Source organism: Halogranum amylolyticum (assembly GCF_900110465.1).
Taxonomy (GTDB): domain Archaea; phylum Halobacteriota; class Halobacteria; order Halobacteriales; family Haloferacaceae; genus Halogranum; species Halogranum amylolyticum.
In genome coordinates this window covers 1-13,115 of the sequence record NZ_FODV01000045.1, presented here as the reverse complement: position 1 = coordinate 13,115, position 13,115 = coordinate 1, and the positions used below count along the sequence as shown (strand labels likewise).

The following is a 13,115-nucleotide window of genomic DNA, read 5'->3' as shown; positions in this document are numbered from 1 at the left end:
CAGACCACATCGAACGGTTCGCGGTATCAGCCGAAAGTGAGAGCGAGACGAAGACAGTCGTCGAGGCGCGTGAGTTCGAGTTCGTCGTTGATGAACCACCGTCGCTAGGGGGGACGAACGACGGACCAAACCCTGTCGAATATCTCATCGGAGCGTGGGCTGGTTGTCTCAACGTCGTGGTGCACACCGTCGGCGAAGAGCGCGGTATCGACCTCGAACGCGTCAAGATAGCGATCGAAGGCGACCTTGACCCACGGAAGTTCCTGGGCATCGACGAAGACGTTCGAGCAGGCTATCAGGAGATCAATGTACGGATCGAAGTCGAGTCTGACGCCGACGAGGAGGCTTTAGAAGCGTTACGCGCGGAGGTCGAGGAACGCTGTCCCGTCGGCGACAACATCGACAACCCGACTCCGACGGACGTGGCCATCGAAGTGGCTTGATCGGAGTACGCAACGTACGTCTTCCAGCCCTCACCGTATCTCTGCTCGACGACCGGTCGAGTGGGCAGAGGTAGCCACGTTAGGGTTGCCCACCTGCTGAACGGCTGTTTCACCCCTGGCGGACTGAAACGAATGACGGCCGTCTACCGAACTCGACCTCTATATTCAGCACGCAGATTCCAGCAATTATGACACCTGTGATGTTGAAGAGTACGAAGACTTCCGCTAATCACTATATGAAAAGTTCACTGTCCGGACTTGAAGCGACCTATACGCTTAGCTCGATTCGTTCTGCACTCTCACAATAGCGCTCGAAGATACCGTGTGCCCAATCCAAAAACACCGGGTCCGCACTTCCCACATAGATATCCAGAATACCAGAACTGTCGACGTCTGGGTCGAAATATCCCGGCACGTAGAGCCCAATGAATACCGCTTCATCGGTAATGAAGAGATCAAAATTGAGTCGGCTTGAGGCTCGATACACGGTACAATTGTCGCTTGTCGCAAGCGTTGTCAGCCACTCTTGCTTACGGTCGTTAGTGCGATCATCGTTCCCGGTCGCTGTTTGTGCTTCCTTGAGCGCGGAGAGTACGCTCGCATCGATAATGAACTCTGTCTGCACATTCTGCGAAATCAGGTCTGTACAGGCGTCATGATGGGGCAAGTTGACAACTGGCCAGAGGCCACGGAGACGAGTGGTGTCTGCGGCGGTCAGCCCCTCCGTCATTTTATTCACTGCCAAAAACGGTCGTGACTCGTGTGGGGTAAACGTCACATCACAGTCGGTGCGTGGTGGAACGGAATCAGTGAGTGTAACAAGGCGTTCGAACGCTAATTCGGTCTCTGTCTGGTGATTTCGATCTTGATTGCTAATTGACTCGGGGTTCCCTTTCAATGTTCGGCGTCGTGCGGTCTCAGTAATCCGCTGAATCTCCTGCTCGGTCCACTCCATGCGCGCACTACTTTGTTAACACATTTGTAGCTCGTGGCCTGCTCTCACCAGCGGAGCCGCCCAAGATTGGCAAGCAGCTTCTGATAAACCCAGTAGCTGGCTGCCCCGGCGAAAAGCGCGCTGTAGAGGCTACTCGAATAGAACATCGTTTCCGCTTCAGTGAAGGAGGCTAATATCTGCGTGGCACTTCGGCCACCAGTATCGATTGCTACGAGGAGAGAACTTGTCCCGGCGTCAGTGATCGCCATTCCATAGAACATAAGCGCCACAAAGAGACTTCCAAGTAATCCAAGTGACAGAAGCACGAGAAAGAGGAGAACTCGTCCGAAATCGAGCATGGTCGACCACAGTGCGGTCACAGCTCGTGTGCGAAGATGGCGAAACTTCATATCTGAGACGATTGTTGCGTGAGAACAAATATCATTCGTACACTCAATTGCCAAGTTGGAAGAAACACTAGCGAAAGCCCGGCGGCTTGTGAGCCGCCCGGAACGTGGAGGTGGGTGGGGCGGCAGGGATAGCGGGAAGTGTGGCGCGTCAAAAAAGAAGAGAGTGAGGCGTCGCTCAGTGAACCTGATTACGACCGCGTTCGAGCAGCTGCATGGGATCGTCGCTCCCAAGCTGGGCCACAAAGACGTCGTGCAACTCCTGGGAGTAGGCCGCAATCCGGTTTTTGGTCGTGTCAACAACAGTACTCCCAGCCGCAGCCACCTGCGCTTGCGTCAGTGCCTTCCCATCTGTCAGCCGATCAGCTGCATAGACTGCAGCCGCCGCCATCGTCAGACGCGTCGTTCCTGAGCCAACCCGCTTGGTATCCGCCATCTCAAGCAACCGCTCAGCAATCCGACGCAGTTTCAGACACGTCTGCACGTTGAGGACGTCATCAAGTGCAGCGAGCACGTCGTCAACGACTCCAACCCGCACCGGGGCCACATCAAGCCCGAGGTCACACCGGAGCTTCCGCGCTGCTGCACTCACCCGTTCGTGCGATGCCTTCGCGTACTGGACTACATCCGAGATTGACCGCGGGAACCCCGCCTCGTTTGCCGCGATTAACACCGCACCACCGGCGAGTGCTTCCCACGACATATGCCCACCGGGAAGTCGTTCCTCAGCTGCCTGCTTGAGATAACGGCCGGCCGTTCCGACCACGTGCCGGGGGAGTCCGAGATTGCCACCGATGGATTCGATGTCACGATACCCCTCGTTGAGGCGAATCGCCCGGTCGCTCTCGACCTGGAACCGCTTGTGCCGCTGCTTCAACCGGCCGTACTTGCTTCGCTGCTTGCTCGTCAACGTCCGTCCGTGACCGTCGCTTCCGAGGAAGAACGTCGTATGTAGCCCTTTGTCGATGCGCATGTTCGTCACCGGCTCGCAGCTCCACTCCTCGGGACCGCTCGCGCTCCGCGGGCCGTGCACGCTCCGGGTCGGCTGATGATCAACATGCTCTGCCGTCACGACCAGCCCACAGTTCCGACAGAACGACTCGTGTCCATCCGTCACCACACGGCCATCGCATTCGATGCACGTCGACGCCGAAGCCGGTTCGCGCTCGTCCGATACCGTCTGAGTTTTGTTGTGTTCTGCATGCTGTTCGTCCGAAGGTTCATACCGCAACACGATTTTACTAGACATGGGTTGCTTAGCCCGAAGGCGCTCACTCGGCGTCTTCTTCCGACACCATGACTCTCCAGCCGTGGCTATCCACAACGACCAACTCACACGTCTCGCGCTCTCGCTCGCGCCTTCGCGAGCGCCCTGTGGGCGCGAGCGAGAGCGCGTCAGCATGAGGCCGAAGAACCAGCACCGCGCGACGACCCGCCCGAAGCGAGCGGCCAGCAGAGTAAGCGTGGGGGGTGAGCACCCACTGGAGCGCAGCCCCTCGCGGTTACCTGCTGGCGTCGAGGGCACATGCACTTTAGCCCGGAACGGTGAGCGACGCCAGGAGCGAACCGCAGCCTGGAATGGTCGGTCGCGAGCGACGCGGAGGGCGGAAGCGGCGAGCGGGGCGTGCCGGAAAGTGTCATTGAAATAGGGATTGGGGGAGTGGTAACCAACAGACACCAGCAATAAGTTGCCGCTGTTGGTTAATGCATCACGCTCCTACTTCTGGGGTCATTCGTCTTTAGCTAATACTCACAGTAATACCAAATGACCGCGTTCCGAAGGCAAATTGCGTCGTAATACGCTCGATGCAGAGCGAAAGCACGGTTTCCACACATCGTGAGCTGTCTACTCTCAATGTCAAGAGCGACTCAGTCGCTAGTTCCGTCTGTCTAATATTATGGGAAATAATATCGGCATAGAATATTACTAGTCTTAGCTAAAGACGAATGCTTCTGGGGTTCAAAGGCGCCACTATCTCTGGTCGTGACCTATAGACTTCCATGGCCAGTGTTTTCTCCGGCATACGAACTCCTAAAACCGCCATCCGTCGGGTCCTTACTCCCCTTCGGGAGGCGTTCACGACGCGCCCCAATGGGTCGACATGGTCACGCGTAGCAAACACATGGAGCGTTGCTCCAGCGTATATTGAAGGAGTGACGTCGAAGCGTGCTTGTGGTGAGGTGAATGTACGACGAGGCGCTAGAGACGGAACATGGTGTGGCTCGGGTGAGCCACGAGTGAACACACGTCATCCTCACACTGCCAGCTGTTTTGCTGTTCGTTGTAGAATTTTGGCAACATTCAATTTATTCTGGCTATTTACCAGTGATTGGGATCTATTCATATACGGACCCACCAGGTCATGAGACAGTTATCCTGAATTCAAACACAATTACATTAATTTAATAATATTTGACACCATATAAGACAAATCGAAGGTGATTAGATATCTGTTGGATAGAAACCAACAAAAGGTTGTCAAACACGCCATAAAAAGTGGCCGAAATAAGATACAATAGGGGGACAAATGCGACGATTTAGCTGATTTAGCAAAAATACTAATCTGGAAACTGTGGCTGTCAATTGATATCATACTATTAGAGATAGAAATAATATCTTCGAGATTTCGAAAAATTGCAAATCTCGCATTTGTTTATATACTGTCGGCACTCTCTACGCTTTCCACCACCTATTGGGTGGTGCGACGACTCTCAGCGCGCGCGAGTTACAGTCTGCGTGAAAATGGATTCTTCCCCGTTCTCAAATTACTGACAAAATGCAGATTGGTTGTCTGATTCGCTTATTGAACAAACTCTTGGTTTGTTTATATACGAATAGCCATTTCACTAATCATAGCGCGTGAACGTTCCAACCCGCTGAAGATGCTGTTTGTGCGGTCGGAATCTCGGCATGTTCACTAAAACTCGACAATCGTTTGATTCCTGCATTTGGAAGAAGGTATAAATATCTCTCCAAGAAACACAGAATCACGCCTCAGAAAAGTGAGGCGCGCCGCAAAAGCGAGCCCTGCGAACCCTGCAAGTTTCCAAGGCCTGTGGGTTCGGAGGGTCCAGACGCCGGAGATGTCCGACGCCTTAGATGGTGTTTCGGGCTTCTCCCACATAAGCATGTGCGTCTGTGAGCCGCGGCACTCACCGACCAATGAGTAAGACTTCAACCCCATCCGGTTTGCCGGACACGACGCTGGACGCACTGCAAAGTATCACCACCGCTGCCGACGCGGAAGCCTTTATCGACGCCGCAGCCCACGACCTCGGGCTCGTGTGGGGGCGCGTGGGAGACATGAATAACACCGGAACCATCGAGTCAGGGAGTGGCCCCAAAAACGCTCTGGGAGAGATCGAGACGAACGGTATCGATGAAAGCTAACATGCACGGAATACCCGAATGCCCGGGGATGGGCCTCCAAATCAGACGGGATAGCACGCCACCGGTATGGCGCACGCCGTCACCGGTTCGACCACGACGAGGTACTCGCCGGATGATCAGCATAACTGGCCGACCACCTGCCCATTGGTTGATCTTTGGGGGCCGTATCGACGAAACGAGGTGGGCGTAGATGGAGACCACCAAAATCGGACTCCACTCTCTCGACCTGCCCATGGTGATCGAAACGTCGGACGTGGACTTCGCTGAGGAGTTCTACAACCCTGCGCTGCGCAATGCCACCGAGTACAAGCGCGGCGTCGGCTATTTTTCGAGCGAATGGTTCCGGTTCGCCTCCCGCGGACTCACAGGTCTCGCCGAGAATGAGGGTGTCGCGAAGTGGCTCATCAGCCCAGTATTGAGTGAGGGAGACTGGGAGGCCCTCCAGAAAGGCGAGAAGGCGAAGCAGGATCCAGCCCTCTACGCACAGCTCGACGAGATGGTGTCTGATCTCGAGGAGGACCTCGAGACGGAGACGCTGAACACGATCGCATGGATGATCGCCGACGGCCTGCTCAACATCAAGATCGTGATCCCTGGCGGCGGCCTCTCTGGCAGCTTCCACGACAAGTGGGGGATCGTCACCGACGAGAACGGGGACAAACTCGGGTTCCATGGCTCACAGAACGACAGCCGGCGAGGCTTCAACAACTATGAGTCCTACAGCGTGTTCATCGGTTGGGAGTCGGACCGCGACCTCAAGCGGATCGAACAGCACGAGGCCCGGTTCGACGCCATCTGGGAGAACGACAAACAGGGCGTACACGCGATCACGCTGCCGGATAGCATTGCGCTCGACATCGTGCAACTCCGAGAGCCTAACGACCGGCCGTATAACGAGCCGTCCAATTCACAGAAACTTCAGAGCGTGTATCGGTGGCGGCACCAAGAGGAAGCGCTCAACGTGTTCCTCGCGGAGGGAAGCGGCATCCTGGACATGGCGACTGGGACCGGAAAAACGAAGACGTCAAAGAAGATCGCGATCCGACTCCTCCGTAACAACGCAGTGGAGAATATCGTCGTCGCTACCTACGGCAACGATCTGCTGAACCAGTGGTACGATACCCTGGTCCGGGAGTTCGATCCGACCGAGATCCGGCTCTACCGCCAGCACGGCGGGCACAAGCAGATGGGATCGTTCTTCGCGCGGGACCGGGACCAGCTCGAAGCGCTGATCATCACGTACGACGAGCTCGCGGACTGCATCGACGCCGACAGGAACGGGAAACTCGAGGACTGCCTGCTGATCTGCGATGAGGTCCACAACATCGGGTCGCCGGCGCGGCGGCAGGCGCTGCGCGGGGAACTCGACGTCTTCCCGTACCGCCTCGGGCTTAGCGCGACACCGATGGATGCCTACGATGAGGACCGGAACGCGTTCATCCGCGACGAAGTCGGACCGATCGTGTACGAGTTCACCCTTGAGGACGCGATCCGGCGGGGCATCCTCTGCGAACTGGACTACACCCCGCTGACGTACGAGCTGTCCGATCGGGATAAGGAGAAGCAGCAGGAACAGTTCGGGAAGTTCGCGGGCCTGAAGAAGCAGAACTCGTCGATTCCGCAGTCGCAACTGTACATCATGCTCGCGCGTGTCCGGAAGGAATCCACGGAGAAGTTGCCCGAGTTCCGCCGATACCTCGACGAACATCCCGAGGTGCTCGAGGACTGCCTGATCTTCGTCGAGACGAAGGACTACGGCGAACAGGTGCAGGAGCTCGTCCACGAGCACACGAGGCGGTACCGAACGTACTACGGCGAGGACGACGAGCAGAACCTGGTGGACTTCTCCCGCGGCGAGATCGACACACTCGTCACGAGCCGCGCGATCTCGGAGGGGATCGACATCAAGTCCGTCAGGAACATCGTCCTGTTCACGTCCCCCAGGTCAAAGGGAATCACGATCCAGCGGATCGGCCGCGCGCTCCGGACGGCCCCGGAGGACCCGGACAAGAGGGCGAACATCGTCGACTTCGTCGTTGAGAGCGACATCGAGGAGGACACCGTCAAGAACGAGGACGAGATCACCCCGCCCGACAAGGAGCGGTACGAGTGGCTGACCGACCTGAGCACCGTCACCAAGGAGGAACCCTAAAAATGTCAACAGAGATGGACATCGACCCGACGATCGAACGCATCGCACACGAAGTACTGGACGAGTACGACCAGTCAGAGGCCTTCAAGAAGCGATTCTTGAAGTTCTACGAGAACGCGGTCCAGGGCGGTCTGGGCCTTAGCTCGCTCGAAGAACTGATCGAAGACGTCGAACTTCCCGAGGGGGTGGAGCTCGATGGGGCTTAAGATCAAGCGGATCGGGTACGAAAACATCCGCGAGTTCGAGGGGCTGGAGCTCGACCTCACGAACGGGACCGACGATCCGCACCACGTGTCGCTGGTCCAGATGCCCAACGGGATGGGGAAGACCACGACGATGCAGCTGATCCGGACGATCCTGCTGGGCAAAGACCTGGACGAGGAGGAGGTGCGGTCGTACCAACCGACCGACTTCGACGCGGTTGACGGCACGTTCGAGGTCGACTTCGAGTTCAACGGGGACGTGTTCACGCTCCGGCTGGAACTCGACTACGAGTATGGCAACTACGCGTACCGCCGCATCAGGCCGCAGCGGGTGGCCGGCGGCGACATCCCCGAACACCGGCTCCCACACCAGTTGGAGAGCGTGATGACCGAGGAGTTCGTCGACCTGTTCGTGTTCAATGGCGAGCTGACCGAGGACTTCATCGAGACCGGAAACGAGGAGGCCGAGAACGCGATCAAGATCGTCAACTACCTGAACCGGATCGACGGGTTCCGGCGGCAGATTGAGGACGTAGTGGACGAGCGACAGGAAACCGCCAGCACGAACGTCGAGACCGAGCAGGGCTACAAGGGCAAGAAGACGCGGCTGGAGAAGGTCAAGAGCAAGCTGGAGTCGCTCGAAGAGAAGGAGGGCGACCTCGAAGACGCGATCGAGGATCACAAGGACAAGATCGAATCCCTCGACGAACAGCGCGAAGAGCTCTTGGCAAACAAGGAGGAGATCCTTCAGAAGGATCAGCGCCTGGACGAAGAGATCGGCAACCTGAAGAGCGGACTCGAGACCGAGACCCAGAACCACCTCGAGGAGATGCGGAAGCCGAGCAAGCTCTCGGCGTCGTTCAACGACGACCTGGAGACGCTGCTCGACAACATGAACATCATGAAGCTCCCGAAGTCCACGTCCGAGGAGTTCTTCCGGGAGCTCGCTGAGGGCGACGACTGCATCTGCGACCGGCCGATCGACGACGACATCAGCGAGACGATCAAGGAGAACGCCGAGCAGTACCTCTCCGAGGACGACATCGCCGTCCTGAACGCGCTGAAGGACCAGCTGCGAACCATCCCGGACTACGACGGGTTCGACGACACGTTCGAGGAGCTCCAAGACAAGCGCGACGAGCTGCATCAGAAGCAGCAGGAGAAGAACAGCCTGGAGATCGACGACCCCGAACTCCAGGAGAAGGTGAAGGAACTCGTCGAGCAGCGGAAGGACGAGGTGGACGCGAAGGAGGCGAAGGAACGGGAGCTCCAGAATCTCCGGACGAACGACAAGACCATCCAGAACGAGGAGGGCCTCGACTGGCGGAAGAACATCCCTCTGTGCCGGCGGGAAAAGGACAAGCTGGAGAAAGAGGTTCGACGGGCGAGCCAGACGGTCAACTTCGGTAAACGCGCCGACCTGCTGGAGGAGATCTTCGAGGAGTTCACCGACCGGTCCCTGAACGCGCTGAAAGACCGCCAGATCGAGGACACGAACGACAAGCTTGAGCAGATCCTCGGGCTGTCGAAGGTGCAGGTTGAGGACATCGATAACTCGATCGTGATCGAGGGTCGGGATGGCACATCCGAGGGCCAGCGCCTGTCAGTCGCGTACGCGTACCTGGCGACGCTGTTCGAGGACTCGGCGCTGGACGTGCCGTTCGTCATCGACAGTCCGGCGGTCAGCATCGATTACGAGAAGCGCGAGGAGGTCGCTCGGATCATCCCCGGCCTCTTCGACCAGCTGCTCATCTTCGTGATCTCGCCGGAGCGTGAGCGGTTCGTGAACGAGCTGGACTCCGACGACGTCCAGTACTACACAGTCCATAAGACGGAGACGGGGGCGCCCGGCGAGATCAAGAAGCACACGGACAAGGATTTCTTCATGGAGTTCCAGTCCGAGGAAGAGCGAAAAGAAGCGGAACCCCAAGAAGTGGCCTAAATTATGTCATTCAGACTAAGTAACGAAGCGCGGAAATACTTCCGCGACATCCAGGAGCACAGTACGACCGGCGAGTTCGACTCGGTCTGGGACCAGTACTACCTAGCCGCGATGGCCGGGATCAAGGCGCGGCAGCGCGTGTCCGACGACCAGGAACCAACGGGGGACCAGGAGTTCACGCCGGACGTCATCGAGGACTACCGCGACCAGCGGTACGAGATCTACTCGGCGATGATCGTGGCGGAGGTCGAGCGGAAGGGGATCCCGTGGTCCGACAAGCAGAAGATCCGGGAGCTGATGCTGCGGTTCCTCGATTCGACCTCGCACACCAACCTGTCGGACGAGGGCACCACGGTGCTGAACTGCTACGCCGAGAAGGGGTACCGGCTGATCGACGACGAGATCAGGTCGCCGCCGAAGCTCGACGAGTTCCTGGAGTCCTACCACCAGGACGTCCTCCAGGAAGTCGCCTGACGGCGGAGCTGGATCGTAACGGTAGTCGAACCGCCACCGGAACCCCGACCCGTTCTATTTTTTGAGGAAGGATCTGCTACCTGTGGATTATAACCACCAGTATTAAAAATACTATATTCAAGACCTGGATAGGTGAAAAATGTCATGTAGTATATCATCAAGAAGGCGGGTGTACGCGAGTACGTTGCAAACCACGACGCGCTGGTCGGCAACATCGGTGCCGACGTCTACGACGCGCTCGACGACGAAGTGGAGCAGGTGATCGACCGGGCGCTGGAGCGAGCGGATGCAAACGATCAGAGTACTGTGAAGGCCCGCGATCTCTGAGTCGTGGCCTTCCAGTATTTTTCTCCCTTTCGAGAGGAGGATAATATGGAGGAGACCGAGAGCGAGGACGCAATTCTGTCCGGCGATCTCCACGAGCAGCTCAGTACCCCGCAGTTGCATCGGATCGAGCGGGCGTTGCAGGACGCTGGGTTCGCGGTCACGGTCAACTTCGCTGACCGGACGTTCACCATTACGCCGGACGACGAGGGCGAGCAGCAGGGTCAGCAGGCCGACGAGACGGCGACTGCGGTCGATACGACGTCAGCCCAACAGAGATCGACGGTCGAGAGCGGCCGGACGAGCCGGCAGACGACGCGGCTGCAAAGCCAAACGGTCGCACACGGACGCGGAGTCGGCCGCCGATGACGATGATGCGGGAGACGTGGCCGACGATCGCGATGACCATCTTGATGCCGAAGACCGCGTGATCGAATTGATCGAGGCCGGCCGACACACTAACGAGGAGATCACGGACGAGGTCGGCGCCACGATCGGCATGGTCGAAGCCGCCCGTAGCGGGTTCGGCGACACCGACGACACCATGGATTCCGGTCCCGAGGATACCGACAGCGACGATGAGGGCGACGAGACCGATGAGGACGACAGCGAGAAGTCCGTGATGCAACAACGAGCGGACCGGCTTACGGCCGAGATGGCGGAAGAAACTGTACTATCGTGACGAGGAGCCGAAGGTCCCCGAGAGCATCGAGGACGAAGACGGCGGAGGCGATACGGGGAAACGGATGGGCGCGCCAGACAGCCATGGCGTGGCCCCCGACGATGATACCGACGAGTGACGCGCCGACGATTGCCATAGGACATTCGACCCAAAGAAGAGCCAGTGGCAGCACGAAGCGATCAACCACGGCGGCGGGCTCGGAACAGAAGAAGTCCGCACCGATGAACAGATGATTCGGGACGCGATCGACGCTAATGCCACGGGCAACTACTTGTGCTGCGAATGCGGCGTCGCATATCGAAAATACGAGAACGCTGTCCGGCACGAGAATGTCGTCCACCTGCAAGACGACACGTACGTGCTGTCGTTCAATGATGCCACTGATATCGTCGCTGACGGCGATCTCGAAGAGCGGTGGCTCATTATCTACGACGAGACGAGCATGATCTGGGAGCACCCGAAACAGGTCGAGGGCAAGAAGCGGCGGATCCGCGCGCTCCAGGACGCTGACTACTATCTCAATCTCGTCGAACTGCTGGAACGGGTCTGGTTGCCGGCCGAGGCGTTCGAGCATCCGTCGTGGGATTAGATGAAGCGTATGTGTTTAGCCCCGGATCGATTTCGTTAGTCTCTCGGAGAGGCCACCCAACTGGTGTAGTAGATCAATGCAGCAGGCAAATGAGTCCACTACCAAGGGATGGTCTCCGGACAGGAGACCATCCCGTCCTGCCTGCTCATGACCTCCTCTGATCCTACCAAGGAGAAGATCCTTGCCCGCCTTGTCTCACTCGAGGAAGAAGTTGAACAGCTCCGAGAAGAAAACGAACAGCTGCGACAGGAGAACAAGCGGTTGAGAGCCAAACTCCGGTGGTACGAAGGGCCACACACACCACCGAGCAAGGAACAATCAGATCAAGAGAAGTCGTCCTCGTCCGATGGGGACGAGGACGACGAACAACCGCGTACTGACGGTGGGAGTCCTGGTCGAAATCTCGGACACGATCCCGAGTGGCGAACCGCACCGAACCCAGATCAAAAGCTCGAGGTTACCTGTGATTGCTGTCCGGAGTGTGGCGAACACTTTGACGAGTCGGCGGGCGTCAGCCCCCGACTCGTCGAGGAGGTTCCTAATCCACAGCCTCCCGAAGTCACCCAGTACAACCGCCATTACTACGAGTGCCACTCCTGTGGAACCCAGACTGTTGCTTCACACCCCGACTGCCCCGATGAGGGGCAGTTCGGGGTGAACGTCATTGCTCAGTCAGCACTTTCTCGGTACGACTATCGTCTTCCCTACCGAAAGATCGCTGATCGCTTCGAGCAACTGCATGGACTCGAACTCTCGGGGGCATCCGCGTGGCACGCGACCGAGCGCGCTGCGCGCGCCGGTCGCTGCGAGTACGAACAGATCCGCCAGCAAATCAAAGACGCTGACGTCGTCCACGTGGACGAAACGGGCGTCAAACGCGACGGTGAACAGGCGTGGATCTGGACGTTCAGGACCGAGGATCATACGCTATATGCGGTCAGAGAGAGTCGCGGACATGATGTTCCCGTGGAAGTCCTCGGCGAGGACTTCCCGGGAACGGTTGTCTGTGACGGCTGGACAGCCTATCCGGCCTTCAGCAGCAACCTCCAGCGGTGTTGGGCACACATTCTCCGAGAAGCTGAAGACGCAGCTGAGGATTTTGAGGACGCAGAACCGATTTACCGGAAGCTCAGGCAGACATACGTCGGTCTCCAGGCTTGGCTGGAGACCGACCCAACTACTCGTGAGCGAGCACAGATGCACCGATCAAGCGAGAGCGGGCTCAGATCGCTCGTTGAGCGATCAGTAGCGGACGAGCCAGTGGCAACACTGCTCGGAAAGATCGAAGGCGGGATCGATCACTGGCTCACCTTCGTCGGTGAGCCAGCGATCTCGCCAACGAACAACGCCGCAGAGAACGCGCTTCGTGAACCAGTCGTCCTTCGGAAAATTATCGGCACGCTCCGGAATGAGCGTGGCATGTTCGTCCATGAGACGTTGCTGTCCCTGCTGGCGACGTGGCGCCAGCAGGGACGCAACCCCTACGAAGAACTCAAGCGCGTCGTCAAAAGCAACGAGATGATTTCACGAACTCACGCTGTGCCTGCGGTTGAACCTTCGAGGTAAACACGTAC

General features: G+C 57.9%; 14 protein-coding genes. 10 read left to right on the top strand and 4 right to left on the bottom strand.

Annotation, left to right across the window (positions count from 1 at the left end):
• Nucleotides 1-8: 8 nt before the first annotated feature.
• The gene (locus tag BSG17_RS25425; RefSeq protein ID WP_089828151.1) at nucleotides 9-443 is read left to right on the top strand and encodes an OsmC family protein; all 435 of its coding nucleotides are present in this window, start codon (nucleotides 9-11) and stop codon (nucleotides 441-443) included.
• 268 nt (nucleotides 444-711) lie between these two features.
• On the opposite strand, the gene BSG17_RS25420 is transcribed toward BSG17_RS25425, so the two are convergent.
• The 3 genes from BSG17_RS25420 to BSG17_RS25410 form a co-directional block, all read right to left on the bottom strand.
• Nucleotides 712-1,398: a transcriptional regulator FilR1 domain-containing protein gene (locus BSG17_RS25420; RefSeq protein WP_139246825.1), complete on the bottom strand. Its 687-nt coding sequence runs from the start codon at nucleotides 1,396-1,398 to the stop codon at nucleotides 712-714.
• A 44-nt stretch (nucleotides 1,399-1,442) separates the two neighbouring features.
• The gene (locus tag BSG17_RS25415) at nucleotides 1,443-1,736 is read right to left on the bottom strand and encodes a hypothetical protein (RefSeq protein ID WP_089828149.1); all 294 of its coding nucleotides are present in this window, start codon (nucleotides 1,734-1,736) and stop codon (nucleotides 1,443-1,445) included.
• A gap of 226 nt (nucleotides 1,737-1,962) precedes the next feature.
• Nucleotides 1,963-2,901: a transcription initiation factor IIB gene (locus BSG17_RS25410; protein ID WP_170864964.1), complete on the bottom strand. Its 939-nt coding sequence runs from the start codon at nucleotides 2,899-2,901 to the stop codon at nucleotides 1,963-1,965.
• A 2,046-nt stretch (nucleotides 2,902-4,947) separates the two neighbouring features.
• On the opposite strand from BSG17_RS25410, the gene BSG17_RS25400 reads away from it, so the two are divergent.
• The 7 genes from BSG17_RS25400 to BSG17_RS25365 all read left to right on the top strand — a co-directional run bounded on the left by BSG17_RS25400 (nucleotide 4,948) and on the right by BSG17_RS25365 (nucleotide 10,952).
• A complete protein-coding gene (locus tag BSG17_RS25400) occupies nucleotides 4,948-5,175 on the top strand; it encodes a hypothetical protein (protein ID WP_089828146.1) in 228 nt (75 codons plus the stop codon).
• 190 nt (nucleotides 5,176-5,365) lie between these two features.
• Complete coding sequence (locus BSG17_RS25395; protein ID WP_089828145.1) at nucleotides 5,366-7,327, top strand: DEAD/DEAH box helicase family protein; 1,962 nt, start codon at nucleotides 5,366-5,368, stop codon at nucleotides 7,325-7,327.
• A 2-nt stretch (nucleotides 7,328-7,329) separates the two neighbouring features.
• On the top strand, nucleotides 7,330-7,533 hold the full coding sequence (locus BSG17_RS25390) for a CxC ATPase DNA modification system associated small protein (RefSeq protein ID WP_139246823.1): 204 nt from the start codon (nucleotides 7,330-7,332) through the stop codon (nucleotides 7,531-7,533).
• Nucleotides 7,523-9,472, top strand: a complete 1,950-nt coding sequence (locus BSG17_RS25385; RefSeq protein ID WP_089828143.1) for a coiled-coil domain-containing protein — start codon at nucleotides 7,523-7,525, stop codon at nucleotides 9,470-9,472. The genes BSG17_RS25390 and BSG17_RS25385 overlap by 11 nt, the downstream gene beginning before the upstream one ends.
• A 3-nt stretch (nucleotides 9,473-9,475) precedes the next feature.
• Nucleotides 9,476-9,946 (top strand): hypothetical protein, encoded by a 471-nt coding sequence (locus tag BSG17_RS25380; RefSeq protein WP_089828142.1) that lies wholly within the window; start codon nucleotides 9,476-9,478, stop codon nucleotides 9,944-9,946.
• A gap of 372 nt (nucleotides 9,947-10,318) precedes the next feature.
• A complete protein-coding gene (locus BSG17_RS25370) occupies nucleotides 10,319-10,639 on the top strand; it encodes a hypothetical protein (RefSeq protein ID WP_089828141.1) in 321 nt (106 codons plus the stop codon).
• A gap of 16 nt (nucleotides 10,640-10,655) precedes the next feature.
• Nucleotides 10,656-10,952, top strand: coding sequence for a hypothetical protein (locus BSG17_RS25365; RefSeq protein WP_089828140.1), 297 nt, complete (start codon nucleotides 10,656-10,658; stop codon nucleotides 10,950-10,952).
• Here the strand turns inward: BSG17_RS25365 and BSG17_RS26600 are convergent.
• Nucleotides 10,915-11,292: a hypothetical protein gene (locus tag BSG17_RS26600; RefSeq protein WP_139246822.1), complete on the bottom strand. Its 378-nt coding sequence runs from the start codon at nucleotides 11,290-11,292 to the stop codon at nucleotides 10,915-10,917. The two genes, BSG17_RS25365 and BSG17_RS26600, sit on opposite strands and share 38 nt — an antisense overlap.
• 18 nt (nucleotides 11,293-11,310) lie before the next feature.
• Here BSG17_RS26600 and BSG17_RS26595 point away from each other — a divergent pair, with 18 nt between their 5' ends.
• Together BSG17_RS26595 and tnpC are read left to right on the top strand one after the other, a co-directional pair.
• Entirely contained in the window at nucleotides 11,311-11,541 is a 231-nt protein-coding gene (locus BSG17_RS26595; RefSeq protein WP_139246821.1) for a hypothetical protein, read from the top strand.
• A 147-nt stretch (nucleotides 11,542-11,688) separates the two neighbouring features.
• On the top strand, nucleotides 11,689-13,107 hold the full coding sequence (tnpC, locus tag BSG17_RS25355) for an IS66 family transposase (protein WP_089827638.1): 1,419 nt from the start codon (nucleotides 11,689-11,691) through the stop codon (nucleotides 13,105-13,107).
• Nucleotides 13,108-13,115 lie beyond the last annotated feature (8 nt).

Bases quoted from the DNA above. Each gene is read 5' to 3' on its own strand.
- BSG17_RS25415 (WP_089828149.1), bottom strand. From the start codon at position 1,736: ATGCTCGATTTCGGACGAGTTCTCCTCTTTCTCGTGCTTCTGTCACTT.
- BSG17_RS25395 (WP_089828145.1), top strand. From the start codon at position 5,366: ATGGAGACCACCAAAATCGGACTCCACTCTCTCGACCTGCCCATGGTG.
- BSG17_RS25420 (WP_139246825.1), bottom strand. From the start codon at position 1,398: ATGGAGTGGACCGAGCAGGAGATTCAGCGGATTACTGAGACCGCACGA.
- BSG17_RS25380 (WP_089828142.1), top strand. From the start codon at position 9,476: ATGTCATTCAGACTAAGTAACGAAGCGCGGAAATACTTCCGCGACATC.
- BSG17_RS25390 (WP_139246823.1), top strand. From the start codon at position 7,330: ATGTCAACAGAGATGGACATCGACCCGACGATCGAACGCATCGCACAC.
- BSG17_RS25400 (WP_089828146.1), top strand. From the start codon at position 4,948: ATGAGTAAGACTTCAACCCCATCCGGTTTGCCGGACACGACGCTGGAC.
- BSG17_RS25385 (WP_089828143.1), top strand. From the start codon at position 7,523: ATGGGGCTTAAGATCAAGCGGATCGGGTACGAAAACATCCGCGAGTTC.
- tnpC (WP_089827638.1), top strand. From the start codon at position 11,689: ATGACCTCCTCTGATCCTACCAAGGAGAAGATCCTTGCCCGCCTTGTC.
- BSG17_RS25370 (WP_089828141.1), top strand. From the start codon at position 10,319: ATGGAGGAGACCGAGAGCGAGGACGCAATTCTGTCCGGCGATCTCCAC.